Origin of the sequence: Allobosea lathyri, from assembly GCF_900108245.1 — a bacterium.
Taxonomy (GTDB): domain Bacteria; phylum Pseudomonadota; class Alphaproteobacteria; order Rhizobiales; family Beijerinckiaceae; genus Allobosea; species Allobosea lathyri.
In genome coordinates, this window is record NZ_FNUY01000008.1 from 241,378 (window position 1) to 267,977 (window position 26,600).

A 26,600-nucleotide genomic window follows, 5' to 3' on the forward strand; every position below is an offset into this window, starting at 1 on the left:
ATGGCGTCCTTCTACGGTTACGAGCCCAAGAGCCGCCTGTTCCTCGGCACGGCGCAATACCCGTCCCCCGCTATCCTGGCCGAGGCCGTCCGGCTTTCGGGGGTCGATATCGTGACGGTCTCGCTGCGGCGAGAGTCGGGCGAAGGCGGGGCCGGGCAGGCCTTCTGGTCGCTGATCAAGGAGCTCGGCGTCAGGGTTCTGCCCAATACGGCCGGCTGCCACAGCGTCAAGGAGGCGGTGACCACGGCGCATATGGCCCGCGAGGTCTTCGGCACCGACTGGATCAAGCTGGAGGTGATCGGCGAGGACGATACGCTCCAGCCCGATGTCGTCGGGCTGATCGAGGCGGCGAAGATCCTGAGCGATGATGGCTTCTCGGTGTTTCCCTACACCACCGAGGACATCGTTGTCGGCGGCCGGCTGCTCGATGCCGGCTGCGAGGTGCTGATGCCCTGGGGCGCGCCGATCGGCTCGGGCCGTGGGCTGAACAATCTCTATGGGCTACGGACGATGCGGCAGCATTTTCCCGGAACGCCCTTGGTTGTCGATGCCGGCATCGGCCTGCCCTCGCATGCGGCGCAGGCGATGGAAATCGGCTATGATGCGATCCTGCTCAACACGGCTGTCGCCAAGGCCGGCGATCCCGCTTTGATGGCGCAAGCCTTCGCAATGGCGATCACGGCCGGGCGCCAGGCCTTCGAAGCACAGCCGATCGAGGCGCGCGATATGGCGGCTCCATCAACTCCCGTCATGGGCAAGGCGTTTTTGTCATGAAGCTCGACCCCTTCTACCCCATCTTCGACAGTGCCGATTGGCTCGAACGGATGCTGCCGCTCGGCGTCAAGCTGGTGCAACTGCGTATCAAGGATAAAGGCGAGGCCGAAATCGGCCGCGAGATCGCCCGGGCCAAGTTGCTGTGCGACAAGGCCGGCTGCGACCTGGTGATCAACGACTACTGGCATCTCGCCATCGAGGAGGGCTGCGATTTCCTCCATCTCGGTCAGGAGGATCTCGATACCGCCGATATGGCCGCAATCCGGTCGGCGGGCCTGCGGCTCGGCGTCAGCAGCCATGACGAGGCCGAGCTTGAGCGGGCCCTGGCGCTGGCTCCTGATTATATCGCGCTCGGCCCGGTCTATCCGACCATCCTGAAGGCGATGCGCTGGGACCCGCAGGGGCTGCACCGCCTCGGCGAATGGAAGCGCCGCCTCGGCGATATCCCGCTGGTCGGCATCGGCGGCATCAGCCTCGAACGGGCGGAGGGCGTGTTCGAGGCCGGCGCGGATATCGTCGCAGCTGTGACCGACATCACCCTGAATGCCGACCCGGAGGCGAGATTGCGCGCCTGGGTCGCCGCGACGCGCAGCCATCTGGGCTGAGGCGCGACACGGTTTCGGGCTGGAGGCGGTCTGGCGCGATGATGATCCAAAAAGCGCGCCGTCATCCTGGGCGACCGCAGGTCGACCCGGGATCCATCGTAGAGCTCTGCTCCCTACGATGGATCCGGATCTGCGCGGCTTCGCCGCTTGTCCAGGATGACGGCGTGGTTCGACGCAAAATCAATAATAAGCTCTAGGATCGCAGGAAAGCTGCGATCTCCGGAACCGTCTTCAGCACGGCAAGCTCGTCCGGCGTCGGCAAGGCGGGTTTGTCGCGGATCGCATCGACGAGGCAGAGAAAGCCGAGCGCTTCGCCGGGCGCGGTGCGGAACTGGTGCCACGTCCAGGCCGGGATCGTGATCAGGTCGAACGGCCCGATCTCCTGCACCTGCGTCCCGACCAGACAGCGTCCGGAGCCGCGAATGATCATGACGCCGTGCAGATGCGCGTGCCGCTCCAGCGTCGAAAAGCCGCCGGGCTCGATCTCGAAATAGCGCAACTCGCCAGCCATCCCGGCCTGTGAGAACAGGATCTGACGCGAAATGCCCTTGAACAGCGCCGCGTCCGATTCCTTGTAGGGCAGTCGCTCGACGCCCCCCCAGGCGAATTCGCCTACACGGCGACGCAGCGCGGCCTCCGGCTCCTTGCCACCTTCGTGTCCGAGTTTCTCAACCATCGGCCTTCGTTCCGGAATAGCGGGCGACCGTCTCCACGAATGCGGCCGTGGCCGCGCTGAGCCGGGCGCCCTCGGCAAGCAGGTTGCCGCCGATCAGCAGCATGACATCATCGCCATAGAAATCGAGCATCTCCGGCACGCGCTCGACGCTCATGCCGCCGGCGGGAATCGGCACTGCCGGTGCATGGCCAGCCCAGGGCGCACGCGCTGCATCGGCTATTCCCAGGCAGGTCTGCTCGGAATAGCCGAAGCGGCCGCCGTGATTGGGGAAGATCAGCCCGTCCATGCCGATCAGCCGCAAGAGCTTCGCCAGGCAATAGGGCGCGATGCGCGCGGCGCCGGCAAGGCTCGGATGCGCCAGGAAGGCGATGTCGGGATAGTCGCGCGCCAGAAGCTGAACGTTGGAGACGCCCAGGATCATCGGCGCGACGACCGCTGTATCGAGCCCTTCCTCGCGCATCAAGTTGAGCTGGGTGCGAGCCGCGTCGAGGGAGCCCGACAGGCTCGGCGCATAACGCGTCGCGTGGCCCGATATGCCGGCGGCGCTCCGGACCGCCGCCGCGCAGGCTGCGATGCGTGCGGCGAACGGGCTATAGGCCTGCTCCGCCAGACCGTGATCGTCCTTGATATAGTCGATGCCGCCCTGCGCGAATGCGCCCGCCAGCTCTGCCAGGCCAGCGGGAGGCAGGCCTTGCGGCTTCAGCGCCGAACAGGTCAAAGCACGCCTGCCGGCATCGACACGCCGGCGCAGGTCGGCGAGGCCGATACGGGGGCCATGGCCGAGCGCCGCCTCGGTTTCGGGCGGCAGGGTGAAATCCTCGAGCGTGACGTCGTCATGCAGCGAGCTGTTGCCGTAGAGCATGTTGAGCAGTTGCCCGGCATCCGCGCCGACGGTCGCGGCGGCGAGCCCGATCCTGACCCGGTAGAGATCGCCCGCGAGGGGCTCGACGGCGATCACCCGGCCAAGGACCTCGTCACGGATCCAGGCGTCGCGCACCGCAGCGACCGGCATTTCGATGCTCTGCTCGACGGCGAGGGCCTGCGCCCGGCCTTCGATGGCCGCCGCAGTGCTGCGAACGTGGTAGGTGGCGTCGATCCAGCTCATCGCTCAGTCTTGGGGCCTCTGTCGCGACCGCTCGGTGCTCGTTCGACGCTTACATGACACGGCGCCGGCTAGCGATCCTCATCACCAGCATTTCGGCCTAACACGCCCGCAATCCCAGCGCTCCCGTCGCTTCTTCGATCATCCAGCCAAGACGCTCATAGTCGCCGCGCCAGTAGAGCAGCGCCGCGTCGTCGGTCCCCAGCCTCACCGCCCGGACCCGGCCGATGATGATGCTGTGCGAATGCCGTTCGATCATCTCCTCGACCTCGCAGTCCAGGGCGGCCAAGGCTCCGACCAGAAGCGAAGCGCCGGTGACGGCGCTGGTCCATTCGGCGCCGGCATAGCGCTCCAGCCCTTTCTCGCCCTGCCGGCCGGCGAAACGGTCGGCAACCTGTTTTTGCGTGGCGTTCAGGAAATTGACGCCGAAACTGCGATGGCGCTGCAGCAGCGGAAAGCTCGACGAGCTCTGGTTGACGGCGAACATTACCGAGGGCGGATCGGCAGAGAGCGAGGCAACGGAGGTCGCTGTCAGGCCGGAACGATCCTCGCCCTGGCCGATGGTGATGACGCTGACGCCGCCGGCGAGGTGCCGGAAGGCAGTGCGGAAGTCGGCCGCATCGTCCTGGGGCGTCCGAACGGCGTTCGGCAGTTGCGCCGGCTGCGCCAGCCGGGCCGGTTGCGACAGGCGGGTGGCCTGGGACAGGGGAGTAACCGCGTTCATGACAACACCTCAGATCGCATATTCGGTTTGGTTGGTGTGCTCACGGATCAAACCCCTGACGATGCGCTCTTCGCGCCATGCGAGGCCGACAGGCTGTTAGCGGCGCGGCTGGCTTGCTCGGCGCTGCCGAAGCTGCGCCCGTCGAGCACATCGAAGGCTGGCGCCGAGGAGAAGAAGCGGAAATTGCCCGCCCAGCCGACGAGGAGCCCGGCCGTGATGTCTCCGACCGTGATGATCAATGCGCTGGACATAGGTTCGCCTTCGCCGACTGCGATCGGCGCCTTCTCGTCTGCGATGGGAATGAGGGGGCGGCCGTCAGCCGCCGCGTGCGCCCGCCGGGCGCGCCGTCAACATCGGTTGGCGCGCAGGAAAGCCGAGAGACGCAACAAGCCCCGCGTTGCAAAGTGGAAGAGATAGATCATGGTCGTGTCTCCATCAATTGGGAGCCCACGAATTCATCGTGGTGCTTTTAGCGTTGGTGACGCGGCGCAAGCTGCTCCAGCAAATCCCGCGACCGGACAGATGAAGACCTGACCGATGGTGCTATAGTTCTCTTTCGACTGCTTGCGGTCAACGAAATGTCTTTTCAAAGATGGAGCGCTGGCCGGGATAACAGCCTCTCCAGGAGGCTCGTGGCGACAGGGTTTCGCTCAAGGCCGGCGCTCAGGCGCCGGCCGGGTTCCGACGGGACGCACGCGCCCGCAACCGGGCGAGGCTCATAAGGCCCGGGATCTCGACCGCCGGCACGCCGGAGCAGGCGGCCGTCGAATTACCGGCGTCAGTCGTCAGCGGCGCGATAAGGCGCAGCGCTTATTCGGCCTCGACCGCGCTATGCCCGTCGATATGGCCGAGGTTGCGATCGGGGTCGAGCCGGTCGCGGACGCGCTGCTTCAGGATCTTAGAATCGGGAAAGCCGCCATCTACCTTGCGGTCCCAGATCATCTCGCCGTCATAGGTGATCTGGAAGATGCCGCCCGTGCGCGGGATCAGCGCGACCTCGCCCAGATCCTGGCCGAAGGTCGAGAGCAGTTCCTGGCCGAGCCATGCGGCGCGCAAAAGCCACTGGCACATCGAGCAATAGGTGATGGTGATGCGCGGGCCGGGCTTGGAGGCGGTCGCGGCGGGCGTGGCGGCTACGGATGTGGTCATCGAAGTTCGCTTTCAGCGGATTGGCTGCGCTTCGACACCATGGTTCGGACCATCAAGGCAAGCCCGGAGGAGCATGGCGGCTCAGCGCGGGATGCTGAAGCCGAGCGCGCCGCCATCGCACATTCCGTCGGAGAGGATGATGGCGCGATAGGGCTGGCCAGGCCGATCATCGGTCACCGTCAGCGCTTCCGGCTTCAGCTCGTCGTCGCATTTGCGCAGTTTGACCCGGCTGAGATCGAGCGTGGCCAGCGGTCGTGGCTGAGTTACGGCATCGCCGGAATCCTTGCCGTCCCAGCGCAGCACGACCCAGTCCAGCGCCGTATTGGCCTTGTCGTCATCGGGGCCGGCAAGCACGAGGATGCCGTCGCTGACCGCGATGAGGTCGCGAATGCCGCGCCCTTTCCCGACAGCGATGGTAGCGAGCTTCGGGCGCGCGTCGCCGCCCTTGAACAGCGCGTCGGCGTCGACCGACAGGATTTTGGCTGTGCCGTCGATGGCCGGGCCGCGAAAGCCGAAGAACAACCGTCCGTCCCTGATCGCCAGGCCCTCGATGTTGACGCCGCGCCGCCCGACCTTGTCCGGTGCATCGCCGGGAGACTGGCTGCCAAGGCACATCGCGTCGCCGACATGGTCCTTCAACCCGGGCAGCGTTGCCATCAGGCCCCAGAGCGCGCCGGTATCTTCCATTCCCGCCAGTTTTCCGTCGGCGCCGCGCAGGCCCCGACCCGTCGCCGGGTCGACCTTGAAGCGGATGACGTGGCGGCTGTCGGGGTTGCTCGCGCAATTGCTGCGCTTGGCACTGTGGGAGCCGGTGACGTAGTAGAGCGCGCCATCGGTGGCGGCGGCCTCGGCATCGAGCTCGACCTTGCCGGGTCGCAGGATCACACGCTCGCCATCGGGCGCAAGCGTTCCATCCCCAAGCACCATATAGCGGGCCTCGCCACCCTCATCGAAGGCGCCAAGACAGAGCCTTTGCCCGGAGCTGTTGGCGGGGCAGGCAATGCCGCTCAGCGAGCGCCGCGTCTTCTTGACCTTGTGCTCGAAGGAAAAGCCATGACCTGCGTCCCAGGGGCCGCCTTGCGGAATGACCTTCGGCGGATCGGACGGCGCTGAACTGGCCGCGAAGCCCAGCAGCGAAGCGAAGGCGAAGGTGGCGAGCATGGCAGGCAGGGTTCGCATGGTCATCGGCTTCATCTTGGCACTGCGCTCAGGCTGCGGGAAGGGTAGCGCAGGGCGACGTCGAACGGGTTGAGTTTCGCGCCAAGCGTTTCAGCCTCGCTGCGCAGGATGCTGACGACGTTGGGGAGGCGTTCCTCGCGTAGTCGTTCCGCCAGCGTGCCGATGCTGAGCGCGGCGACAGCGCGCCCCTCTGCATCGAGAATTGGCACCGCGACGCCAGCCATGCCGGGAATCAGGCCGGTGTTGAGATTGACCCAACCCTGCTGCCGGGCCTTGTCGAGCGCGCTGCGCAGGGCCGCTTCGTCGAGAAAGCCGCGGTCGAGCAGACGCGGGATGTTGAAGCGGATCACGGCGTCGCGCTCGGCCTCGGGCAGGTGCGCCAGCATGACGAGGCTGCCTTGGCCAAGGCCCAGCGGTACCTTGCCGCCGATATCGCCGGTGAAGGAGCGGATCGGGAAGGGGCCCTCGATCCGATCGAGACAGACCGCGTCATAGCCGTTGCGGACCAGCAGGAAGACCGTGTCGCTCAAGGTGGCCGACAGCCGCAGCAGGACCGGGCGAGCGAGATCGCGCAGGCCGCCTGCCTGCCCGGAGCGGGCTGCCGTGACGAAGAAATCGAGCCCGAGCCGATAACGCTTGCCGCCCTCGACCTGCGAGACGAAGCCTTCCGCGATCAGGTCGCGCAGCGCCCTGTGGGCGGTCGGCTGGCCGCAGCCGGCCGCGCTCGCGATGTCCTTCAGGCGCATTCCGGCCGTTTCACCGGCCGCAAGGATGCGCAGCAGGCCCAGAGCCCGCCGCAGGCTCGATTGCGGCTCGCTGGATTGCGCCATTAGAGTGAAAATAACGAAACAGACATGAGATAAAAATTCCATATAGGAGAATAATGTCAATATAAATTCTCTGATACGGAATTTAATGTTGACGGATTTGTGTCGCCCGGGTTCTCCATGAGCCATCGCAGTCCGGTTTTCCGTCCGTTGGGGAGGGAAGGCCTGCCGTCCGAGGTGCTGATGGGCTTCCTGACGCTGCAATCGCTGAGCAAGGTCTATGGCGAACTCGCCGCGGTCGCCGATGTCGACCTCAGCGTCGCCAAGGGCGAATTCGTCTCGCTGCTCGGCCCCTCCGGCTGCGGCAAGACCACGACCCTTCAGATGATCGCGGGTCTCGTCGAGCCGTCAGGCGGCAAGATCACGCTGGACGGCCGCGACATCACGCATGAGAAGCCGAGCAAGCGCGGGCTCGGTATCGTCTTTCAGAGCTATGCGCTGTTTCCGCATATGACCGTCGCGGAAAACGTCGCTTTCGGGCTGGAAATGCGCAAAGTCGCGAAGGCCGAGCGCGACCGTCGCGTCAAGGAAATGCTCGCGCTGGTGCATCTGGCCGCGCTGGCCGACCGCTACCCGCGCCAGCTGTCGGGCGGCCAGCGCCAGCGCGTCGCGATCGCCCGCGCGCTCGTCATCTCGCCGCCGGTGCTGCTGCTCGACGAGCCGCTGTCCAATCTCGACGCCAAGCTGCGCGAGGAGATGCAGTTCGAACTGCGCCGCATCCAGCGCAGCGTCGGCACGACGACCATCATGGTCACGCATGACCAGGCCGAGGCGCTCTCGATCAGCGATCGCGTCGTGGTGATGGAGCAGGGCCGGATGACGCAGATCGACGCGCCGTACCGCCTCTACGAGCGGCCGGCGACGGCCTTCATCTCGTCCTTCGTCGGCAAGATGAACCGGATCGAGGGTGTCTGGCGCCGCAATGGCGCGTCAGGCACGGCCGAGGTCGCGGGCCTTGTCCTGCCGAGCGAGATTGTCGATTTCGCTGATGGGGCGGCTGTCGCGCTGTCCCTGCGCCCCGAAAAGATCGTTCTCAAGGCCCCCGGGCAGGGCGTGACCGACGGGCGCATCGTCAATCGCTTCTTTCTCGGCAGCTACTGGCTCTTCAACGTCGAGACCGCCATTGGCCTGATCGCCGTCTCCGTGCCCAATCATGGCGACGAGCCGGCAGGCGAGGGGGAGGCCGTCTCGCTCGACTGGGCGCCCGCCAGCCTCAAGGTTTCGGCATTGCACGCAGCCGCGGGAGCCGCCGCGTGAGCCGGTCGCGCACGGCGCTGACGCCCTGGCTGCTGGTCTCGCCCGGCGCGCTTTTGTTCCTCGGCCTCGTCATCCTGCCGCTGATCCTGACGGTGATCCTGTCGTTCCATGCCTATGACCACACCACGGGTATCAGGAACGAGTTCACGCTGTCGCATTACGCCACCGTGCTGTCGGACGATTACTATCTCGGCATCTTCTGGCGGACGCTCCGGCTGGCCGCGCTGACGACGCTGATCTGCGCGATCATCGGTGCGCCGGAAGCCTATATCCTGTCGCGGATGCGCGATCCCTGGCGCTCGATCTTCCTGCTGGTGATCATCGGCCCCTTGCTGGTTTCGGTCGTGGTGCGCGCCTTCGGCTGGAGCATGCTGCTCGGCTCGACCGGCCTCGTGAACCAGACCCTTCAGGCGCTGGGGCTGGGCACGGTGAAGCTGCTCTACACCGAGACCGCGATCGTGATCGCGCTCGTCCATGTGATGCTGCCCTTCATGGTCATCCCGGTCTGGACCTCGCTGCAGAAGCTCGACCCGATGGTCGAGGCTGCGGCCTGGAGCCTGGGCGCCTCGCATTTCACGGCGCTGCGCCGGGTGGTGATGCCGCAGGTCTCGCTCGGGCTGCTCTCGGGCAGCCTGATCGTCTTCGGGCTTTCGGCCAGCGCCTTCGCCATTCCCGGCCTGCTTGGCGGGCGTCGGCTCAAGATGGCCGCGACGCTGGTCTATGACGAATACATGCACGAGCTGAACTGGCCGCTGGGCGCGGCCATCGCGATCATCGTGCTGCTCGCCAACCTCGTCATCATGCTGGCCTACAACCGCATGGTCGAAGCGCGCGCCCGCCGGACCCTGGGGTAAGCGCCATGCAGAAGAACGGCCCCATCGCCCTGATCTTCCATGGTCTCGTCGTCACCTTCGTGCTGGCGCCGCTCGTGGTGATCTGCCTCGTCGCCTTCACGCCCGAAAACACGCTCTCGATCCCGACGACGAGCTTCTCGTTGCGCTGGTTCCGCGAGATCTTCGTGCATCCTGATTTCGTGGCCTCCTTCGCCAACAGCCTGTGGCTGGCGACCCTGTCGGCCACGATCTCGGTTGCGCTTGCCGTGCCGGCTGCGCTCGCCATCGACCGCTATGACTTTCCCGGCCGCGACGCGCTGAACGGCCTCTTCCTGTCGCCGCTCATCATCCCGCATCTCGTGCTCGGCGTCGCATTTCTGCGTCTTTTCGCACTGATCGGGGCGACGGGCAGCTTCGGCTGGCTGGTCGCAAGCCATGTCGTCGTCATCACGCCCTATGTGATGCGGCTGGTGATGGCCGCGCTGTCGGGGCTCGACCGCAGCGCCGAAAAGGCCGCGATGACGCTGGGCGCCTCGCATTGGACGGTGTTCAGGCGGGTCACGGCGCCGATGATCCTGCCGGGTATCACCGGCGGCTGGCTGCTTGCCTTCATCAACAGCTTCGACGAATTGACCATGTCGATCTTCGTGACCTCGCCTCAGACGGTGACGCTGCCGGTGCGGATGTACATGTACGCCACGGAATCGATCGATCCGATGATGGCGGCGGTCTCCGCCCTGATGATCGCGCTGACGGCCGCCGCCATGCTGGTGCTCGACCGCGCCTTCGGCCTCGACAAGATCCTCGTCGGACAGAAGTGAGGGGGCCGCCGTGCCGCTGCTTCATCGCATCACGCGCAAAGGCCACGCCGCCATCGCTTTTCAGCTCGATGGCGAGCCCTGCGAAGGCCGGGCAGGCGACACGCTTCTGACTGCGATCCTCAACCATGGCGAGGTGCTCAGGCGCAGCGAGTTTTCCGGCTCGCCGCGCGCCGGGTTCTGCCAGATGGGCGCCTGCCAGGATTGCTGGGTGACGTTGGAGAGCGGCGAGCGCCTGCGCGCCTGCACCACAGCCCTTGCGCCGGGCATGCGGATCGTCACCCGACAGGGGCAGGCAGCGTGAACGGCCGGCCTCAGCCTCTCGTCGTCGGCGCCGGCCCTGCCGGCATCCGCGCCGCGCAGGCTCTGGTCGCTGCTGGCCTGCGCCCGCTGGTGGTCGACGAGGCTCCCGCCTGCGGCGGCCAGATCTACCGGCAGCGCCTCGTTCCCGATGAGCGCAGCGCCCGCGCGCTTTATGGTTCGGAGGCTGAAAAGGCTCAGGCGCTGCATCGCGATTTCGCGGCCCTGGACGGGCGCATCGACTATTGGCCGCAAGCCCTGCTCTGGAACCTGCGCGACGGCATCGCCGACATCGCAGTCGGTCGAGCGAACCGCCGTGTCGCCTATGACGGACTGGTGCTCGCAACAGGTGCGGCCGATCGTGTCCTGCCGATTCCGGGCTGGACCCTGCCGGGCGTCTTCACCTTGGGTGGAGCGCAGATCGCGCTGAAGGCACAGGGCTGCGCCATCGGCTCGCGCGTGGTCTTCATGGGGTCGGGCCCGCTGCTCTACCTGGTCGCCTGGCAGTATCTGAAAGCCGGCGTCGATGTCGCAGCCGTTCTCGACACCGCCCCCTTCCAGGCCAAGCTCAATCTGCTGCGCGGCTTGCATCTGGCCCCGATGGTCGTCTTGCGCGGGCTTCGCTTCACCGCCGAACTGCGGCTGCGTGGCGTCGCTCTCCATTATGGCGTCGAGGATGTCCGGATCGAGGGGCAGGAACGCGTCGCGGCGGTCGCTTGGCGGCAAGGCGGGCGCGAGAAGCGCGTCGCCTGCGACGGAATCGGCTATGGCCTCGCCTTGCGTTCGGAGACCCAGCTTGCCGATCTCGCCGGCTGTGCGTTCTGTTTCGACAAGCGCGACAGGGCCTGGTTGCCACAGCGCGACGCGGCCGGGCGCACCAGCGTTGCGGGTGTCTATCTCGCCGGCGACGGCGCGGGCATTGCCGGCGCGGACGCTGCCGAGCGTGCGGGCGAGCGTGCGGCCCTGGCGCTGATCGAGGATCGCGGCCTGCCGCATCGGCGCGAGCGCGCGGCAGCCCTCGAACGCGAGCTTTCCCGGATCGGCCGCTTTCGCGAGCTTCTCGAGACGGCCTTCCCCTTTCCGGCCCATTGGGTCGCGGGGCTGTCCGACGAGACCATGCTGTGTCGCTGCGAGGAGATCAGCGTCGGCGAGGTCCGCCGCGCGATCGGCCAGTTCGATATCGGCGAGATCAATCGACTGAAAGCGGTGAGCCGCATCGGCATGGGCCGGTGTCAGGGACGGATCTGCTCCAGCGCCGCCGCCGAACTCTTGTCCGTCGAGACGAAGCGCGATCTCGATACGGTCGGGCGCTTGCGGGCCCAGGCGCCGGTCAAGCCGATCCCGCTTGTGCTGGTTCCGGCCGACCTGCCGCGAGAGGCTGCGGAATGAGCCGGCGCCTCGATGTCGATGTCGCCATCATCGGCGGCGGCCTCGTTGGTTCCTCGGCCGCTCTGGCCTTGCGCGGCATGGGGATGAGCGTCGCTCTGCTGGATCGCGGCTATTGCGGCGCGCAGGCCAGCGGCGTGAATTATGGCGGCGTCCGTCGTCAGGCCCGTCCCCGCGAGCAATTGCCGCTGTCGCAGCGCGCCCATGCGGTCTGGCCGCGCCTCACCGGGTTGATCGGGATCGATGGCGAATTCATGCGCTCCGGCCATCTCAAGCTCGCCCGCAGTGCTGCCGACATGGCCTCGCTCGAAGCCTATGCGCTCTCCGTCGCCGATCAGGGGCTCGGTCTCGAACTGATCGGCCATAACGACCTGCGCGAGCGTTACCCCTGGATCGGGGGCGATATCGTCGGCGGTTCGCTCTGCGCGGGCGATGGCCACGCCAATCCGCGCCTGGTCTCGGCCGGTTTTGCCAGCGCTGCAAGGCGCGCCGGGGCGCATGTTCTGGAGAACACGGCCGTCACGGCTGCGATCCGCAACGGCGCGGGCTTTGCGCTGGAAGCCGGCGATGGGCTCGTCGTCAACGCCGGCATGGTCATCAACAGTGCCGGGGCCTGGGCGGGCGCATTCGCCGAGGCTTTCGGCGAACCCGTGCCGCTCACCCGCATTTATCCGACGATGGTGGTGACCGAACCGCTCGCGCCGATCATGACCGTCAACACCGGCATGGAGGGCGGCGGCATCTATGCCCGGCAGGTCGAGCGCGGAAACTGCGTCGTCGGCGGCGAACGCGGCCTGCCGCTCGTCGACCCCGACTATTCGCGTCCGCGCGGCGAGGGCGCGCTCAGCATCATCAACCGCGCGGCCGAGCTCTTTCCCGGGCTGCGCCATGCCCATGCCATCCGCTTCTGGACCGGCACCGAGGCGTCGATGCCCGACCATAACCCCGTGATCGGCGCCAGCGGCACGACGCCCGGCCTGTTCCATGCCTTCGGCTTCAGCGGTGCCGGCTTCCAGATCGCCCCCGGCGTCGGCGAGGTTCTGGCCGAACTCGTCCGTGACGGCACCACGACGACGCCGATCGAGGCCTTTTCCATCACGCGCTTCGACCAGCGGCGCGAGCCGCTTTCCAGCAACCACCGCACAGCCGACGGCTCGCGTGCGGACCCGGACCCAGAGCCGCACCACAGGGGAGTTCTCTCATGACCAACCGCAGAACCGCACTCGTGACAGCCGTCGCCTCGCTCGCTCTTTTCTCAGCCGGCGCAGCCAGCGCCCAGACCAAGACGCTCTATGTCGGCATGAACGGCGGCAATTTCGAGCGGGCCTTCACCCAGGCCGTCTTCCCGGATTTCGAGAAGGCCAACAACGTCAAGGTCGTCGTCGTGCCCGGCACCTCGTCGGACATCCTCGCCAAGGCGACTGCGGCCAAGGACAAGCCGCAGATGCATGTCATCTTCCTCGACGATGGCGTCATGGTGCGCGCCATCGGCGCCGGCCTCTGCGAGAAGCTGAAGCCCAGCCCGGAGCTCGGCGAACTCGCCCAGGGTACCCGCATGAAGGACGACATGGCCGTTGGCATCGACCTCGGCATGACCGGGCTCGGCTACAACAAGAAGCTGTTCGACGAGAAGGGCTGGGCCGCTCCGACCTCGTGGATGGATCTGGCCGATCCGAAGTTCAAGGACAAGGTCGTGTTCCAGTCGGCCTCGGCCTCCTCCTTCGGCCTGCATGCCTTCCTGATGTTCAACCGCATCCAGGGTGGCAGCGAAGCCAATGTCGAGCCGGGCTTCACGAAGTTCCGCGACACCATCGGCAAGAATGTGATCGAGTTCATCCCGAGCTCGGCCAAGATCTCCGAGATGGCGCAGACCGGCGAAGCCGCGATCTTCCCGCTGACGCCGACGGCGATCTCGACCCTGAAGGAAAAGGGCATCGGGGTGGAATACGCCCAGCCCAAGGAGGGTTCGGTGGTGCTGATGGTGGCGCAATGCGTCATCGCCAACAATTCCGAGCCGGAACTCGCCCAGAAGCTCGCAGCCTTCCTGCTCTCGGCCGATGCCCAGTCCAAGGCGCTGGCGGCGGGCAACATCGTCCCCTCAAACGTCAAGGCAGTCGCCTCGACCCCGGCGGCCGAGGAGAAGCTCAAGAGCTTCCACACCAACATGAAGAACGCGGTGACGCTGGATTGGGACGCCATCAACGCCAAGCGTCCGGAGTGGAACAGCCGCTGGAACAAGATGATCGAGCGGTAAGCTCGGTAGACACATCAAACACGCCGTCATCCTGGGTGACCGAAGGTCGTCCCGGGATCCATCGTAGGGCTCAGCGCTCTATGATGGATCCCGGGACTTCGCTTCGCGAAGCCCAGGATGACGGCGCTTCGTTCGGAGCCTTCGCTACCTTCTCAAGCCGCCTCCGCCAGATGCGCCGGCTCCGCCGCCGCGCCATGCTGCTTCAGCGGCTTGTTGCCGGTGAGCTTGCGCATCAGCACGTAGAACACCGGCGTCAGGAAGATGCCGAAGGCGGTGACGCCGATCATTCCGGCAAAGACCGCGACGCCCATCGCATGGCGCATCTCGGCGCCGGCTCCCGTCGAAGTCACCAGCGGCACCACGCCCATGATGAAGGCGAGCGAGGTCATCAGGATCGGCCGCAGGCGCAGGCGGCTGGCCTCGATCGCGGCCTCGACTGGCGTCTTGCCCTCGAATTCCAGTTCGCGGGCGAACTCGACGATCAGGATCGCGTTCTTCGCCGATAGTCCCACAAGGACAACCAGCCCGATCTGGGTGAAGACGTTATTGTCTCCAGCCGTCAGCCAGACGCCGGTCATGGCGGCGAGCAGGCCCATGGGGATGATCAGGATGATCGCGACCGGCAGCGTCAGGCTCTCATACTGGGCAGCCAGCACCAGGAAAACGAGCAGGATCGCGATCGGGAACACGATCAGCGACGAATTTCCGGCCAGAATCTCCTGATAGGTCAGTTCCGTCCATTCGAACGAGAAGCCCTTGGGCAGCGTCTCGTTGGCGATACGCTCGGCAACCGCCTGCGCCTGTCCCGAGGAGAACCCGGGGGCAGGGCCGGCATTGATGTCGGACGCCAGGAAGCCGTTATAGCGCATGGCCCGTTCCGGACCGGCATCGGCGCGGACGTTCAGCACGGCGCTGAGCGGCACCATCTCGCCAGAAGCCGAGCGCACCCTGAGCTTGCCGATATCCTCGGGCCGGGCGCGGAAGGGCGCGTCCGCCTGCACACGCACCGTGTAGGTGCGGCCGAACTTGTTGAAGTCGTTCGCATAGGACGAGCCGAGATAGATCTGCAGCGTGTCGAAGACATCCGTCACGGCGACGCCGAGCTGGCGGGCCTTGGTGCGGTCGATATCGGCATAGAGCTGGGGAACATTGACCTGGAAGCTCGAGAACATGCCGGTCAGCTCGGGAGCCGCCGCAGCCTTCGCCATGAAGGCCTTGGTCGCCTCATCCAGCGCCTTGTAGCCGAGGCCGGCGCGATCCTCGATCTGCAGCTTGAAACCGCCGATCGTGCCCAGGCCCTGAACCGGCGGGGGCGGGAACATCGCGATGAACGCCTCCTTGATGCCGGCGAACTGCTGGTTGAGCTGCATCGCGATGGCAGCCCCTCCGAGCGACGGGTCCTTGCGCTCGGCGAAGGGCTTCAGCGTCACGAAGACGATGCCGGCATTCGACGAGTTGGTGAAGCCGTTGATCGACAGGCCGGGGAAGGCGATAGCGCTCTGGACACCGGGATGCTTCAGCGCGATGTCGCCCATCTTGCGGATCACGTCCTCGGTCCGGTCTAGCGTTGCAGCATCGGGCAGTTGCGCGAAGCCGACGAGGTACTGCTTGTCCTGTCCGGGCACGAAACCGCCGGGCACGGCACGGAACAGCACGACGGTGATGCCGACGAGGACGAGATAGACGGCCATCATCACCGCCTTGCGCGAGAGCAGCCGGCGCACGCCGGTGCCATAGGCCTGCGAGGAGCGGTTGAAGAAGCGGTTGAAGCCGCGGAAGAACCAGCCCAGCACCTTGTCCATGCCGCGTGTCAGCGCGTCCTTGGGCGCATCGTGCGAGCGCAGCAGCAGCGCCGCAAGCGCCGGCGACAACGTCAGCGAGTTCACCGCCGAGATCACGGTCGAGATCGCGATGGTCAATGCGAACTGGCGATAGAACTGCCCGGTCAGGCCGCTGATGAAGGCCAGCGGCACGAACACGGCGACGAGCACGAGCGCGATCGCGATGATCGGACCCGAGACTTCGCGCATCGCCTTGTACGTCGCCTCACGCGGCTCGAGGCCCTGCTCGATATTGCGCTCGACATTCTCGACGACAACGATTGCATCGTCGACGACGATGCCGATTGCGAGCACGAGGCCAAACAGGCTGAGCGCGTTGATCGAGAAGCCGAAGAGATACATCACTGCAAAGGTGCCGACGACTGAGACCGGCACGGCGACAAGCGGGATGATCGAGGCCCGCCACGTCTGCAGGAAGACGATGACGACGAGCACGACCAGCGCGATTGCTTCCAGCAACGTGGTGATGACGGCGTTGATCGAGGCGCGCACGAATTGGGTCGTGTCGTAGACGATCGAATAGTCCACGCCCTCTGGCATGTTCTGCTTGATCTCCTCCATCACCACGCGGACCTGGTCGGATATCGTGATGGCGTTGGAGCCCGGTGCCTGGAACACCGGAACGGCGACGGCCTGCTTGTTGTCGAGCAGCGAACGCAGCGCGTATTCGGATGCGCCGAGCTCAATGCGCGCGACGTCCTTCAGCCGCGTCACAGCGCCAGTCGTGCCGGTCTTGACGATGATCTCGCCGAACTCTTCCTCGCTCTGGAGGCGGCCCTGCGCATTGACCGAGAGCTGCAGGTCGAGGCCGGGCGCGCTCGGCGAGGCGCCGATCACGCCGGCAGCCGCCTGGACGTTCTGTGCGCGGATCTCGCGCACGACGTCGCTGGGCGACAGGCCGTGTTCGGCGACCTTCTGCGGGTCGAGCCAGACACGCAGCGAATAATCGCCCGAGCCGAAGAGCTGCACCTGGCCGACACCGTCGATCCGCGCCAGCCGGTCCTTGACGTTGAGGACCGCGTAATTGCGCAGATAGGTCATGTCGTAGCGGTCATTGGGCGAGGTGATGTGCACGACCAGCATCAGGTCGGGCGAGCTCTTGATCGTGGTGATGCCGAGACGGCGGACCTCCTCGGGCAGGCGGGGTTCGGCCTGGCTGACGCGGTTCTGCACGAGCTGCTGCGCCTTGTCGGCATCGGTGCCGAGCCTGAAGGTCACGGTCAGCGTCATCAGGCCGTCGGTCGTCGCCTGGCTGGACATGTAGAGCATGCCCTCGACGCCGTTGATGGCCTCCTCGATCGGCGTCGCCACCGTCTCGGCGATCACGCGCGGATTGGCGCCGGGATATTGCGCGCGGACCACCACGGAGGGCGGCACGACCTCGGGATACTCCGAGATCGGCAGGATGCGCAGCGAAAGCAGCCCCGCCAGAAAGATCAGCAGGGACAGGACACCGGCGAAAATCGGCCGATCAATGAAGAATTTGGACAGGTTCATGGCACGCCCCCCTTTGGAGCGGATGTCTTGCGTGAAAAAAACGCCGTCATGCCCGGGCTCGACCCGGGCATCTTCTGCAAGAGATTCTCGGGTCTGCGCTTCTCCGCGCCCGAGAATGACGGCCTAAGGCCCTCAGCGTTGGGCGATTTCCGTCTTGGCCGGATCGCGCTTCAGTTCGGATTTCTCGGCCATCGGCACTGCCTCGGGTGCCAGCGTCGCGCCGGGGCGGATGCGCTGCAGGCCGTTGACGACGATGCGCTCGCCGGGCTTCAGCCCGCTGGTGACGATGCGCAGTCCCTCATTCGAGGCGCCCAGCGTGACCTCGCGCCAGGCCGCCTTGTTGTCGGCTCCGACCACGAAGACGAACTTCTTGTTCTGGTCGGTGCCCACTGCGCGCTCATTGATGACGAGCGCCGGCTCCGGCCGGGCCTGGCCCATCTGCACCCGCACGAACTGGCCGGGCATCAGCTTGCCCTCGGGATTGTCGAGCTGCGCCCGCACCCGCACGGTGCCGCTGGCGGCATCGACGGCGTTGTCGATGAAGCGCAGCTTGCCGTTGAAGGTTGTGGCCTCGCCGGCTGCGGTGCCGAGCTTGACCGGGATCTGCTCGATGACGCGGTCATTGCCGGGCAGGCTTGCCAGCGCGTCGAGCACGCTGCGCTCGTCGGCGTCGAAGCTTGCATAGATCGGATCGACCGATACCAGCGTCGTCAGCAGCGGAGCCGAGGCGCCGGCCGCCACGAGGTTGCCCACGGTGATGCCGAGCCGTCCGATGCGGCCGCTGATCGGCGCCCGGATCTGGGTGTAGTCGAGGTTGAGACGCGCCGTCTGCTGGGCAGCCTCGGCAGCGCGCAGGTTGGCCTGGGCCTCGCGCAACGCATTGAAGCGCGTGTCCAGATCCTTCTGCGAGACGTTGCGGCTGGCCATCAGCTGCTGGCCGCGCTCATTCTCGCCCGCGGCCAATGCGACGCGCGCCTCGGCGGCGAGGACCTGAGCCTGAGCCCTCTCGAAATCGGCCTGATACGGTGCGGAATCGATGCTGATCAGCAGGTCGCCCTGCTTGACCAGCCCGCCTTCGCGGAAATGCACGGCCTCGACCACGCCGGAAACGCGCGAACGCAGCTCGACACGCTCGATCGCCTCCAGCCGCCCGGAGAATTCCGACCAGTTGACGAGATCGCGCTGCTCGACCGTGGAGACCGAGACGGGCGTCGCAGGCGGTGCGGCGGCGGCAGGCGTCTCGCCCTGCGCTTGGCCGCCGACGAGATTGAAGACGATGGCGAGGGTCGCGAGCGAAACGCCGGCAGCCAGGCCGCCACCCAAAAGGCCACGACGGGTTGTTCCCTGAATCATGGGTTCATTCCTTGCTAGAACTATCGATAAGGGTGCGAAAAACGCGGGGTCCGGCGCCTAGGGAGGCGCGGTCAGGCTGTAGAACTCAGTCACATGGTTGCATGCCAGACAAAGGCAGGAGCCTTCCTTGGGCGCGGCTGCATAGGCACCCGGCCATAGTGTCGGGCCAGTCTGCATATGATGGCGGACGGTCACACCCGCTTCCTGCAGGCGCTGCGCATAACCAGCGCATTCGTCCCGCATCGGGTCGTCCTGCGCTGTGATCAGCAGGGCCGGCGGAAGCCCTGCAAGTCGCGAGGCGTTGAGCGGTGTGGCATAAGGGTGGGCGGCCTTGTCAGGCGTGCCCAGATAATCGGCCCAGCCATCCGCCCAGTGGCAGCCCACCGGGCCGGCATGGGCCGCGCGCAGCGAATAGGTGCCCAGGCAGGCATCGAGCATCGGCGAGAACAGGATCTGGCCGGCGAGCGCCGGGCCGCGCCGGTCGCGCGCCATCATGGCGAGCGCGGCAGCGAGATTGCCGCCCGCTTCCTCGCCCGCCACATAGAGCGGGGCTCGTTTGGAGGTCCAGCGGGCGCGGCCCTTGCCGAGCGTCTGGAGCGCCCCATATGCGGCCTCCAGCGCATCCGGAAAGCGGTGCGCCGGCGCCAGCGGATAGTCGAGCGAGATCACGACCGCACCGGCTTCCGCCAGCATCGTCGCGACGGCTTCGCCCTCCACCAGCGAGCCGCCATTGAAGTGGCCGCCATGCAGATGAAGCACCAGCCCGGCATCATCCGCGATCTCGGCGGGGGCGTAGAGGCGGGCCGCCAGGGAAGTCTGGCCAGACGCAATCGTCTCCTCCCGCCAGAATACGGCGCGTGGACTGCGATACTGCGTTTGAGGCGAGGCGAACATGGCGCGACCTGGGGTGTTGCGGTGCAGCATGATTTAGGTGATGCTGATGGGGCAATAAATGGTCATATGGCTCATTCATTATTTCTGTAGGGAAATAATTAGAAGGCAGGATCTCTAGGATGGAATGGGATATCTGAGATGGACCAGCTCAGCGCCATGCGCTCTTTCGTCCGGGTCGTCGAGGCCGGTACCTTTACGCGTGCGGCCGATCTGCTCGACCTTCCCAAGCCGACGGTGACGAAGCAGATCCAGCAGCTGGAGGCGCATCTGCGCGCCAAATTGTTGAACCGCACGACAAGGCGCGTCACCGTGACGATGGACGGTGCCGCCTATTACGAGCGGGCGCTGCGCGTGCTCGGCGACATCGACGAACTCGATTCGAGCATGGCGCTCTCGCAGGCGCGCCCGGGTGGCCGGCTGCGCGTCGATTGCAGCGCATCGCTTGCCGTCGAAGTCATCATCCCGGCCTTGCCTGCCTTTCATGCCCGCTATCCGGACATCCAGCTTGATCTCGGACTGAGCGATCGCCCGGCCGACCTGCTCGCCGAGAATCTCGATTGCGCCGTGCGCGCCGGCGAAATCCAGGACCAGAGCCTGATCGCGCGCAAGATCGGCGAGATGTATCTCGTCACCTGCGCCACGCCCGGCTACATCGCGCGCCACGGCAAGCCGCAGCATCCGACCGATCTGGAGAAGGATCATTTCATCGTCGGTTATCGCGTTGCGGGCACCAGCCGCGCCATGCCCTTCACCTATGTCGACCAGAAGGAGGCGATCGAGGTGAGGGGGAACTACATCGCCTCACTCAATGAGGGTTCGGGCTATGTTGCCGCTGCGCTGGCGGGGCTTGGCATCATCCAGGTCCCCACCTTCATGGTGCAGGAACACATCGCTGCAGGCCGGTTCGTGCCCTTGCTGACGAGCTGGTGCTCGGCGCCCAAGCCGCTGCACATCGTCTATCCGCCGAACCGCCATCTCAGCAACAAGGTCCGCGTCTTCGTCGACTGGCTTGCCGAACTCTTCGCCAAGGACGACCTGATCCAGCGCAAGACCACCCTGAAGATATTGGGGAGGGAGGTCTGCCCGGCGGCATGACGCGCGCGCAGGCGCATCACGCGTTCGGTCGGAAGCGCAGGATCTAGAAGGGCAGGACGTAGTTCAAGATCGCCTCCTGACGCAGCAGCACCTTGCGGATGAGATGGCTGGCGGCCACGCGCTCGGTGAAGATCGCCGCCGTGCCAGCGCTTCCTGCGGGAAGGCTCCGGCCCGCAGCGTCATCGTCGAACTTGACGCGAACTATGAACGGGGTTGGCGCGGTCAGCAGGGCGGACACGGCCTGTCCTGACGCTTGGGTCTGCCCACTGGCGACGGCCTGCAGCACCGTTTCGACCTTGCCTGCGAGAATGCGGCCGGGCAGGAATTTGAAGGCGATCTCGACCTCCTGACCCGGCTTGATGTACCGGGCCGCGATCTGCTGGACCTCGACCCCGAGAATCGTGCTCGACGTATCGATGAAGGCCATCACCGGCGATAGCGGCAGGTTCGTGACCCGGGCGCCCTTGCGAAGCGCGAGATTGGTCACATAGCCGTCTGCCGGCGCCCGCACGGTCGTCTTGTCGAGATTCCACTTGGCGCCTTCGAGCTGCGATTCCAGCTGCTTGACCTCGGATTCGCGCTGCTGGACGTCGAACGCACGGCCGGCATCGTTGCGTTGCAGCTGAGACATCTGGTCGAGCCGCAGCCGGGCGAAGGTCAGCTGTGCTTCGAGAGCCCCGACCTGGGCCTGGAACGGCGTCGGATCGATGCGGAACAACACGTCTCCGGCCTTGAGCGGCGTGTTCGGTTGAACCGGCACGTCGATCACCTCGCCCGCGACATCGGGCACGATCGCGACCGAATACCGGCCGAGGAGAGCGGGCCCCGATGGCGCGCCCCAGCCCATGGGAATGAACAGGCCGATCAGCAGGAGCAGCAGGACGAGAAACGGCGAGCATTTCCAGAACAGGTTGAAGCTGATGACCTTGAGCCGAACCAGCAGGAAGAGGATGACGAGGTAGACGTTGAGCAGAACGACGATCATCGAGCCGCCTCCTGCCTGCGGGCGGGAACGTCGACGTAGGCCCAGATCAGCGCGACCGGCCACAGCACGAAGCCGAGGAACAGCGTCACCCAGCCGGCGACCGTGACCGCTTGCGCCCAGGGATGCCCGCGTTCATGGGCGATATGACCGGGCAACCATCCTGCGATGCAGATCACCCCGAGGGTGCTGACTGCAAGGACCAAGAGGACGATCCAGGCGAAGATATCGAGGGCCGACATGGGAACTCCCGCGCTTGACCGGGCCAGCTCCTGTGTGAAACCGCTCGACCTCAAGGTCACGCGGGGCGGGGCCGGCATCCGTTCGTTCCGCCGGGAGCGTGAACTACGCGGGCCGGGCCTGCCATCAGGTTTTTCCCCTATAGCCGAAGGGAAACCTGTGAGGCGCCGAGGGGGCGAGGACAAACTCAGCGGATCCGGTCCTCGCCGGCATGGCGCGCGTCCTCGTCGCCTGCGCTCAATGGCCGCCGAAGACGAGGGTCTGGATCGGAAGCACCAGCGCCTGGATGCGAAGCAGCATGGCATGCACCAGTCCGACGGCATCAACCGCATGAAGGACCACGCGTTTTACGGCGCCGGTGTCCTTTGAGGCGATGACGTCGTGGTTGCTGGTGTAGGCATTGGCGATGCAGCTGCTGCCGGGCGTTACACCTTCGAGGCCGCCTGCATAAAGCGGTTCAAGAGTAACCAGTATCGAGCCTGGTCGTGCCGTCTGCTGAGCCTCGACCAGCTGCTCGCCGGCGCGAACCTGGCCAGAGGCGATAAAACCCTGCACGTCCGTCACCACCATGGGAATGATGGCCCAGGGTTTCGAAGCGCAGGCGGCCTCCGCCGTCATTCCGATTTTCAGAACCTGGGCTTCGATCTGCCCGAAACCGGCCTGCAGTCTGTTCCGCCCGGCTTCTTGCGGGATCAGGATCCCGGCCGGCCGCATGAAGGGATTCACGATGTCGCCCACCCGCAGCGTGAACTGCTCGACGCGCCCGGAGACGCCCGCTCGAACGACCGTTTTTGCCAGTTCTACGTTAGCCTGGGCCAGGGCCGCTTCGGCGCTGGCTCGTTCGGCTGGCAGGAGAGAGGAGATCCGCGCCTGGTCGGCCTCTTTTGCAGCCGTCGCCGAATAGATTGCCGCCTCGCGCCCTGTTACGAGGTTCTCGAGTCTTTCGATCTCGCGGGTGGCGACGATGTCGTCATTGCGGCGCCTCAGCTCCTGCTTCGTGCGCAATTCGTCCAGAGCCTGCTGATGAGCGCTCCTGGCCTCCTGGATCTTGCCATCATGCGCCAGGATGTCTGCCCGCGCGACGATGAGCGCCGCTTCGGTCTCGGCAATCTTGCGCCGGGCAGCCTCGACCGCCGCCTCCTGCTGCGAATTGTCCAGCCTGAAAATAGGAGCTCCTTTTTCCACTTGCTGGCTGAACCCGACATTGACCTCGGCGACGCGTCCGTTGGTTTCCGAGACGATCGGAACCGTCCGGAAGTATAATGTCGCGCTGCTGGTCGAAGGGTGGTTGTAGAAGATCACCGTGATCAGGCCGACGGTGAGCATCAGGCAGGCGGTGATGCCCCAACGCAGCTCGAACCAGACGGAGTAGAGCGTGATCTCTTTGCCGATTCGCTTCCCTTGCGCGTAGCGACGATAGAGATAATCGGGAAGAATGGTCAGAATGGAGCAGAAGAGAAGCTCAAGCATGCTTCAGCTCCTCGGATGTGCGGGCCTGGTGCGGTCCGCCTAAGGGGACCTCATCTGGCGGGATGGCAGTGGCTGCTTCTACCGGTACCCCGTCCGCGTCCTCTCGAGGCGCGATGCCCGCGATTTTCTCCAATGCCCGCGCCATTCTGGTGAAGGTTCCCGAGATGTCGGGAATATCGATCAACGCCAGGAGCAAGCCTGCCACCCAGAACAGGTGGACATGGGTAAAGAGAGCCAGAAGCCCCAGGATGGCGACGATCTCGAACTGCAGCTTGTGCGATCTGTGCGCCATTCGCTCGGGCAGGGTGTGCAATCGCAGAAAGAGCAGGCCGATTGCCATCACGGCGACGACCAGAAGCACGGCCGATGCCACCATGAGATAATCGGTCTCGTTGGGCGCTGTGATGAAGGCCGGCAGATGCTGGGATGCAGCGGGGTGGATGGATGGCGCGGCCATGCCTACTCTCCGGTCGAAGGGCGCGGCGCGCCCTCCGCATTGATCCTAGCAAAACCTGTCGTAGTCAATTCGATCTGCCGGTCCGAAGACCAACAAAATCATTCGGTTGGAAGTACCGAGTCCCAGCCTCAGCCCACTCCCCCATAGCGCCGCCGCAGATGCGCCTTGAACACGCTTGCGTCGAGGGGCCGGCCTGTCGCCTGCGTCAGCAGCGCGTCGGTCTCCAGCAGCGAGCCCTTGGCGTGGATATTGGCGCGCAGCCAGCCGACCAGCGGAGAAAATTCGCCGCGCCCGATCGAGGGCAGGATCTCGGGCTCGGCCTTGCAGGCGGCCTCGAAGATCTGCGCCGCAGTCATCGCGCCCAGCGTATAGGTCGGGAAATAGCCCCAGCCGCCGCCGGGCCAGTGCACATCCTGCAGGCAGCCGAGCCGGTCGTCGGGCGGCGTCACGCCGAGCAGCGAGGCCATCCCCTCGTTCCAGGCCGCCGGCAGTTCCGACAGCGGCATCGCATCGGCGATGAGCGCCTTCTCCAGCCGGTAGCGCAGAATGACATGGGCCGGATAGGTCACCTCGTCGGCATCCACGCGGATGAAGCCGGGCTCGACGCGGGTGTAGCGGCGCCAGACCGCCTCGGTCTCCCAGGCGGGCCCAGCGCCGCCAAAGGTCTCGCGCATCAGCGGCGCGGCGAAGGTGATGAACTCGCGGCTGCGGCAGGCCTGCATCTCGACCAGCAAGGACTGGCTTTCATGCAGGCTCATGCCGCGCGCCTGGCTGACGGGCTGGTTCAGATAGGCCTGCGGCCGGCCCTGTTCGTAGAGCGCGTGGCCGGTTTCATGGAGCACGCCCATCAGCGCCTTGGCGAAGTCGCTCTCATCATAGCGTGTGGTGATGCGGACATCATTGTCGGCCCCGCCGCAGAAGGGATGGGTCGAGATGTCCAACCGGCCGCGCTCGAAATCATAGCCCAGCGCCGCCATCATGCGCAGGCCGAGCGCGCGCTGCTTCTCGATCGCAAACGGTCCCTGCGGATCGGGCGCTTGCGGACGCTGCGCCTGCAAGGCGAGCACATCCTGCGTGAAGCCGGGCAGGAACGCGGCGAGATCGTCGAACAGCGCGTCGATGCGCTCCGAGCGGCCGCCCGGCTCATAGTCGTTCAGGAGCGCGTCATAAGCGCCAAGGCCGAGCTTCTCGCCCTTGGCCCGGCCGATCTGGCGCTGGAGGTTCAGGACCTCGGCGAGATAGGGCAGGAGCCCGGCGAAATCGGCCTCGGCGCGCGCCTGCCGCCAGCGCATCTCGCAAGCCGAGACCGCCTTGCTCGAGGCCTCGACGAGATCGGCAGGCAGGGCCGTCTCGACCGTCCAGAGCCGCCTGATCTCGCGCAGATTGGCGCGCTCCCATTCGCCAAGCTCGCCATCGGCCTCCGCATCGGCGAGCCAGTCGCCGATGCGCGGTTCGGTCGTCATGCCATGGCGCAGCACATGCAGCAGCGCCATGCTGTCGGCCCGCGTGCCGGCCGCGCCCTTCGGCATCGTCGTCTCGGTATCCCATTGCAGGATGCCGACCGCGTTGGAGAGTGCCGCGATGCGGCCGAAATGGGCGGAAAGCTCGGAATAAGCTGTCATGATCGTCGCGTATCTCGCTGGCTGAGGACTGGGTACGGCGTCAGCCGAACAGATTGCGATATTGCCGGGGCTGCGAGCGCAGATACTGGTTGGGCGCCTTGATGCTGACGCCGAGATGGGCGGCGGCATGCCAAGGCCAGCGCGGATCATAGAGTACGCCGCGCGCCAGCCCGACGAAATCTGCATCGCCCGTGCCGATGATCGCCTCGGCCTGGTCGGCCTCCGTGATCAGGCCCACCGCGATGGTCGGCAGGCCCGTGGCCTCCTTCACCGCGCGCGCCATCGGGACCTGATAGTTCGGGCCGAGCGGGATTTTCTGGGCCGCGGAGAGCCCGCCGCTGGAAACATGGATGAAGCTGCCGCCACGTGCCTTCAGTTCGCGGGCGAAGGCGAGCGTCTGCTGGAGATCCCAGCCGCCCTCGACCCAATCGGTGGCCGAGACGCGAAAGCCGACCGGGAAGCCTGCCGGAACGACCGCACGCACGGCCTCGAACACCTCGAACGGAAACCGCATGCGATTTTCCAGCGAACCGCCATAGGCATCCTCACGCCGGTTGGAGAGCGGCGAGAGGAACTGGTGCATCAGATAGCCATGCGCGCCATGCAGCTCGATCGCGGCCAGCCCCAGCCGGACGGAGCGCTGCGCCGCGGCGGCGAAGTTCTCGCAAAGTCGGGCGAGATCGTCGCGCGTCAGCGCGGTCGGCGCGCGGGCGTGACCGTCGAAGGGGACCGGCGAAGGCGCGCGCGTCTGCCAGCCACCTTGATCGAGCGCGAGCTGGCCGCCGCCCTTCCAGGGCTGCGCCACCGACGCCTTGCGGCCGGCATGGCCGAGCTGGATGCCGATCGGCATGTCGGAATGGGCGCGAACGGCCGAAAGCGTTTTTGCCAGCGCGGCTTCCGTCTCATCCGACCAGAGGCCGAGATCCTGCGGGCTGATCCGGCCGGCTGGCTCGACGGCGGTCGCCTCGATGAACATCAGGCCGGCGCCTGAGAGCGCCAGATGCCCGAGATGGATCGTATGCCAGTCGGTGGCCCTGCCATCTTCGGCCGAATACTGGCACATCGGCGCGATCACGATGCGGTTGGCTAGCGAAAGGCCGTCGATCTGGCCGGGGCTGAAGAGCTGGCTCATGGGTCTTTGGAACTCTGCGTTGGACGTGTTTGAGGTCGAGGCCAAGTCTAGGGCGAGCAGACAAGTCTAGGGCGGGCACACATGGACCGGCCATGCGCAGTCGCGCAAGCATGGTGCGCCGCAAACGCAACGC

The 26,600-nt window shown here is 66.0% G+C and carries 26 protein-coding genes; 10 read left to right on the plus strand and 16 right to left on the minus strand.

Translation table 11 applies throughout. The features are described from left to right. On the plus strand, window positions 1-774 hold the full coding sequence (locus C4S73_RS19540) for a thiazole synthase (protein WP_103874201.1): 774 nt from the start codon (window positions 1-3) through the stop codon (window positions 772-774). Further along, complete coding sequence (locus C4S73_RS19545) at window positions 771-1,379, plus strand: thiamine phosphate synthase (protein ID WP_103874202.1); 609 nt, start codon at window positions 771-773, stop codon at window positions 1,377-1,379. The genes C4S73_RS19540 and C4S73_RS19545 overlap by 4 nt, the downstream gene beginning before the upstream one ends. A gap of 193 nt (window positions 1,380-1,572) precedes the next feature. Here C4S73_RS19545 and C4S73_RS19550 read toward each other — a convergent pair whose 3' ends face one another. The 7 genes from C4S73_RS19550 to C4S73_RS19580 all read right to left on the minus strand — a co-directional run bounded on the left by C4S73_RS19550 (window position 1,573) and on the right by C4S73_RS19580 (window position 7,039). Continuing rightward, window positions 1,573-2,055 (minus strand): cupin domain-containing protein, encoded by a 483-nt coding sequence (locus tag C4S73_RS19550; protein ID WP_103874203.1) that lies wholly within the window; start codon window positions 2,053-2,055, stop codon window positions 1,573-1,575. Further along, on the minus strand, window positions 2,048-3,160 hold the full coding sequence (locus tag C4S73_RS19555) for a RuBisCO large subunit C-terminal-like domain-containing protein (RefSeq protein ID WP_103874204.1): 1,113 nt from the start codon (window positions 3,158-3,160) through the stop codon (window positions 2,048-2,050). The genes C4S73_RS19550 and C4S73_RS19555 overlap by 8 nt, the downstream gene beginning before the upstream one ends. 97 nt (window positions 3,161-3,257) lie before the next feature. Next, window positions 3,258-3,881 carry a flavin reductase family protein gene (locus C4S73_RS19560; RefSeq protein ID WP_103874205.1) on the minus strand — a complete coding sequence of 208 codons (624 nt, stop codon included), beginning with the start codon at window positions 3,879-3,881 and terminating at the stop codon, window positions 3,258-3,260. 47 nt (window positions 3,882-3,928) lie between these two features. Further along, window positions 3,929-4,132: a hypothetical protein gene (locus tag C4S73_RS19565; RefSeq protein WP_103874206.1), complete on the minus strand. Its 204-nt coding sequence runs from the start codon at window positions 4,130-4,132 to the stop codon at window positions 3,929-3,931. A gap of 559 nt (window positions 4,133-4,691) precedes the next feature. Beyond that, the gene (locus C4S73_RS19570; RefSeq protein WP_103874207.1) at window positions 4,692-5,030 is read right to left on the minus strand and encodes an Rdx family protein; all 339 of its coding nucleotides are present in this window, start codon (window positions 5,028-5,030) and stop codon (window positions 4,692-4,694) included. 81 nt (window positions 5,031-5,111) lie between these two features. After that, window positions 5,112-6,215: a DUF3616 domain-containing protein gene (locus C4S73_RS19575; protein ID WP_160115844.1), complete on the minus strand. Its 1,104-nt coding sequence runs from the start codon at window positions 6,213-6,215 to the stop codon at window positions 5,112-5,114. A 5-nt stretch (window positions 6,216-6,220) separates the two neighbouring features. Continuing rightward, window positions 6,221-7,039 (minus strand): IclR family transcriptional regulator, encoded by an 819-nt coding sequence (locus C4S73_RS19580; protein WP_103874209.1) that lies wholly within the window; start codon window positions 7,037-7,039, stop codon window positions 6,221-6,223. A 180-nt stretch (window positions 7,040-7,219) separates the two neighbouring features. Between C4S73_RS19580 and C4S73_RS19585 the strand changes: the two genes are divergently transcribed. The 7 genes from C4S73_RS19585 to C4S73_RS19615 are packed head-to-tail and all read left to right on the plus strand — an operon-like array spanning window position 7,220 to window position 13,884. Next, the gene (locus C4S73_RS19585) at window positions 7,220-8,293 is read left to right on the plus strand and encodes an ABC transporter ATP-binding protein (RefSeq protein ID WP_103874262.1); all 1,074 of its coding nucleotides are present in this window, start codon (window positions 7,220-7,222) and stop codon (window positions 8,291-8,293) included. After that, the gene (locus C4S73_RS19590) at window positions 8,290-9,147 is read left to right on the plus strand and encodes an ABC transporter permease (RefSeq protein WP_103874210.1); all 858 of its coding nucleotides are present in this window, start codon (window positions 8,290-8,292) and stop codon (window positions 9,145-9,147) included. The genes C4S73_RS19585 and C4S73_RS19590 overlap by 4 nt, the downstream gene beginning before the upstream one ends. Before the next feature lie 5 nt (window positions 9,148-9,152). Beyond that, window positions 9,153-9,947, plus strand: coding sequence for an ABC transporter permease (locus C4S73_RS19595; protein WP_103874211.1), 795 nt, complete (start codon window positions 9,153-9,155; stop codon window positions 9,945-9,947). Between the two features lie 10 nt (window positions 9,948-9,957). After that, window positions 9,958-10,248 (plus strand): (2Fe-2S)-binding protein, encoded by a 291-nt coding sequence (locus tag C4S73_RS19600; protein WP_103874212.1) that lies wholly within the window; start codon window positions 9,958-9,960, stop codon window positions 10,246-10,248. Then, window positions 10,245-11,633, plus strand: coding sequence for an NAD(P)/FAD-dependent oxidoreductase (locus C4S73_RS19605; protein ID WP_103874213.1), 1,389 nt, complete (start codon window positions 10,245-10,247; stop codon window positions 11,631-11,633). Before C4S73_RS19600 ends, C4S73_RS19605 begins: the two co-directional genes overlap by 4 nt. Then, on the plus strand, window positions 11,630-12,835 hold the full coding sequence (locus tag C4S73_RS19610; RefSeq protein ID WP_103874214.1) for an NAD(P)/FAD-dependent oxidoreductase: 1,206 nt from the start codon (window positions 11,630-11,632) through the stop codon (window positions 12,833-12,835). Before C4S73_RS19605 ends, C4S73_RS19610 begins: the two co-directional genes overlap by 4 nt. Further along, window positions 12,832-13,884 (plus strand): extracellular solute-binding protein, encoded by a 1,053-nt coding sequence (locus C4S73_RS19615; protein ID WP_103874215.1) that lies wholly within the window; start codon window positions 12,832-12,834, stop codon window positions 13,882-13,884. The genes C4S73_RS19610 and C4S73_RS19615 overlap by 4 nt, the downstream gene beginning before the upstream one ends. A gap of 152 nt (window positions 13,885-14,036) precedes the next feature. On the opposite strand, the gene C4S73_RS19620 is transcribed toward C4S73_RS19615, so the two are convergent. The 3 genes from C4S73_RS19620 to C4S73_RS19630 all read right to left on the minus strand — a co-directional run bounded on the left by C4S73_RS19620 (window position 14,037) and on the right by C4S73_RS19630 (window position 19,469). Beyond that, complete coding sequence (locus C4S73_RS19620) at window positions 14,037-17,222, minus strand: efflux RND transporter permease subunit (protein ID WP_103874216.1); 3,186 nt, start codon at window positions 17,220-17,222, stop codon at window positions 14,037-14,039. A gap of 132 nt (window positions 17,223-17,354) precedes the next feature. Beyond that, window positions 17,355-18,575 carry an efflux RND transporter periplasmic adaptor subunit gene (locus C4S73_RS19625; protein ID WP_103874217.1) on the minus strand — a complete coding sequence of 407 codons (1,221 nt, stop codon included), beginning with the start codon at window positions 18,573-18,575 and terminating at the stop codon, window positions 17,355-17,357. A gap of 57 nt (window positions 18,576-18,632) precedes the next feature. Then, window positions 18,633-19,469 (minus strand): alpha/beta hydrolase fold domain-containing protein, encoded by an 837-nt coding sequence (locus C4S73_RS19630; RefSeq protein WP_103874263.1) that lies wholly within the window; start codon window positions 19,467-19,469, stop codon window positions 18,633-18,635. A 138-nt stretch (window positions 19,470-19,607) separates the two neighbouring features. On the opposite strand from C4S73_RS19630, the gene C4S73_RS19635 reads away from it, so the two are divergent. Beyond that, window positions 19,608-20,564: a LysR family transcriptional regulator gene (locus tag C4S73_RS19635; protein ID WP_103874218.1), complete on the plus strand. Its 957-nt coding sequence runs from the start codon at window positions 19,608-19,610 to the stop codon at window positions 20,562-20,564. A 43-nt stretch (window positions 20,565-20,607) separates the two neighbouring features. On the opposite strand, the gene C4S73_RS19640 is transcribed toward C4S73_RS19635, so the two are convergent. The 6 genes from C4S73_RS19640 to C4S73_RS19665 form a co-directional block, all read right to left on the minus strand. After that, window positions 20,608-21,549, minus strand: coding sequence for an HlyD family secretion protein (locus C4S73_RS19640; RefSeq protein ID WP_103874219.1), 942 nt, complete (start codon window positions 21,547-21,549; stop codon window positions 20,608-20,610). After that, window positions 21,546-21,788: a DUF3302 domain-containing protein gene (locus C4S73_RS19645; protein WP_103874220.1), complete on the minus strand. Its 243-nt coding sequence runs from the start codon at window positions 21,786-21,788 to the stop codon at window positions 21,546-21,548. The genes C4S73_RS19640 and C4S73_RS19645 overlap by 4 nt, the downstream gene beginning before the upstream one ends. A 235-nt stretch (window positions 21,789-22,023) precedes the next feature. Then, window positions 22,024-23,256, minus strand: a complete 1,233-nt coding sequence (locus tag C4S73_RS19650; RefSeq protein ID WP_103874221.1) for an HlyD family secretion protein — start codon at window positions 23,254-23,256, stop codon at window positions 22,024-22,026. Continuing rightward, window positions 23,249-23,713, minus strand: a complete 465-nt coding sequence (locus tag C4S73_RS19655; RefSeq protein WP_244595682.1) for a hypothetical protein — start codon at window positions 23,711-23,713, stop codon at window positions 23,249-23,251. Before C4S73_RS19655 ends, C4S73_RS19650 begins: the two co-directional genes overlap by 8 nt. A gap of 128 nt (window positions 23,714-23,841) precedes the next feature. Beyond that, window positions 23,842-25,335, minus strand: coding sequence for a carboxypeptidase M32 (locus tag C4S73_RS19660; protein ID WP_103874222.1), 1,494 nt, complete (start codon window positions 25,333-25,335; stop codon window positions 23,842-23,844). Between the two features lie 40 nt (window positions 25,336-25,375). Continuing rightward, window positions 25,376-26,467, minus strand: coding sequence for an NADH:flavin oxidoreductase/NADH oxidase (locus C4S73_RS19665; RefSeq protein ID WP_103874223.1), 1,092 nt, complete (start codon window positions 26,465-26,467; stop codon window positions 25,376-25,378). Window positions 26,468-26,600: the final 133 nt, after the last annotated feature.

Excerpts from the sequence above, each read along its gene's own strand:
- C4S73_RS19540 (WP_103874201.1), top strand. The coding sequence starts at position 1 with ATGGCGTCCTTCTACGGTTACGAGCCCAAGAGCCGCCTGTTCCTCGGC.
- C4S73_RS19545 (WP_103874202.1), top strand. The coding sequence starts at position 771 with ATGAAGCTCGACCCCTTCTACCCCATCTTCGACAGTGCCGATTGGCTC.
- C4S73_RS19550 (WP_103874203.1), bottom strand. The coding sequence starts at position 2,055 with ATGGTTGAGAAACTCGGACACGAAGGTGGCAAGGAGCCGGAGGCCGCG.
- C4S73_RS19555 (WP_103874204.1), bottom strand. The coding sequence starts at position 3,160 with ATGAGCTGGATCGACGCCACCTACCACGTTCGCAGCACTGCGGCGGCC.
- C4S73_RS19560 (WP_103874205.1), bottom strand. The coding sequence starts at position 3,881 with ATGAACGCGGTTACTCCCCTGTCCCAGGCCACCCGCCTGTCGCAACCG.
- C4S73_RS19565 (WP_103874206.1), bottom strand. The coding sequence starts at position 4,132 with ATGTCCAGCGCATTGATCATCACGGTCGGAGACATCACGGCCGGGCTC.
- C4S73_RS19570 (WP_103874207.1), bottom strand. The coding sequence starts at position 5,030 with ATGACCACATCCGTAGCCGCCACGCCCGCCGCGACCGCCTCCAAGCCC.
- C4S73_RS19575 (WP_160115844.1), bottom strand. The coding sequence starts at position 6,215 with ATGACCATGCGAACCCTGCCTGCCATGCTCGCCACCTTCGCCTTCGCT.
- C4S73_RS19580 (WP_103874209.1), bottom strand. The coding sequence starts at position 7,039 with ATGGCGCAATCCAGCGAGCCGCAATCGAGCCTGCGGCGGGCTCTGGGC.
- C4S73_RS19585 (WP_103874262.1), top strand. The coding sequence starts at position 7,220 with ATGGGCTTCCTGACGCTGCAATCGCTGAGCAAGGTCTATGGCGAACTC.
- C4S73_RS19595 (WP_103874211.1), top strand. The coding sequence starts at position 9,153 with ATGCAGAAGAACGGCCCCATCGCCCTGATCTTCCATGGTCTCGTCGTC.
- C4S73_RS19610 (WP_103874214.1), top strand. The coding sequence starts at position 11,630 with ATGAGCCGGCGCCTCGATGTCGATGTCGCCATCATCGGCGGCGGCCTC.
- C4S73_RS19615 (WP_103874215.1), top strand. The coding sequence starts at position 12,832 with ATGACCAACCGCAGAACCGCACTCGTGACAGCCGTCGCCTCGCTCGCT.
- C4S73_RS19620 (WP_103874216.1), bottom strand. The coding sequence starts at position 17,222 with ATGAACCTGTCCAAATTCTTCATTGATCGGCCGATTTTCGCCGGTGTC.
- C4S73_RS19625 (WP_103874217.1), bottom strand. The coding sequence starts at position 18,575 with ATGATTCAGGGAACAACCCGTCGTGGCCTTTTGGGTGGCGGCCTGGCT.
- C4S73_RS19630 (WP_103874263.1), bottom strand. The coding sequence starts at position 19,469 with ATGTTCGCCTCGCCTCAAACGCAGTATCGCAGTCCACGCGCCGTATTC.
- C4S73_RS19635 (WP_103874218.1), top strand. The coding sequence starts at position 19,608 with ATGGACCAGCTCAGCGCCATGCGCTCTTTCGTCCGGGTCGTCGAGGCC.
- C4S73_RS19640 (WP_103874219.1), bottom strand. The coding sequence starts at position 21,549 with ATGATCGTCGTTCTGCTCAACGTCTACCTCGTCATCCTCTTCCTGCTG.
- C4S73_RS19645 (WP_103874220.1), bottom strand. The coding sequence starts at position 21,788 with ATGTCGGCCCTCGATATCTTCGCCTGGATCGTCCTCTTGGTCCTTGCA.
- C4S73_RS19650 (WP_103874221.1), bottom strand. The coding sequence starts at position 23,256 with ATGCTTGAGCTTCTCTTCTGCTCCATTCTGACCATTCTTCCCGATTAT.
- C4S73_RS19655 (WP_244595682.1), bottom strand. The coding sequence starts at position 23,713 with ATGGCCGCGCCATCCATCCACCCCGCTGCATCCCAGCATCTGCCGGCC.
- C4S73_RS19660 (WP_103874222.1), bottom strand. The coding sequence starts at position 25,335 with ATGACAGCTTATTCCGAGCTTTCCGCCCATTTCGGCCGCATCGCGGCA.
- C4S73_RS19665 (WP_103874223.1), bottom strand. The coding sequence starts at position 26,467 with ATGAGCCAGCTCTTCAGCCCCGGCCAGATCGACGGCCTTTCGCTAGCC.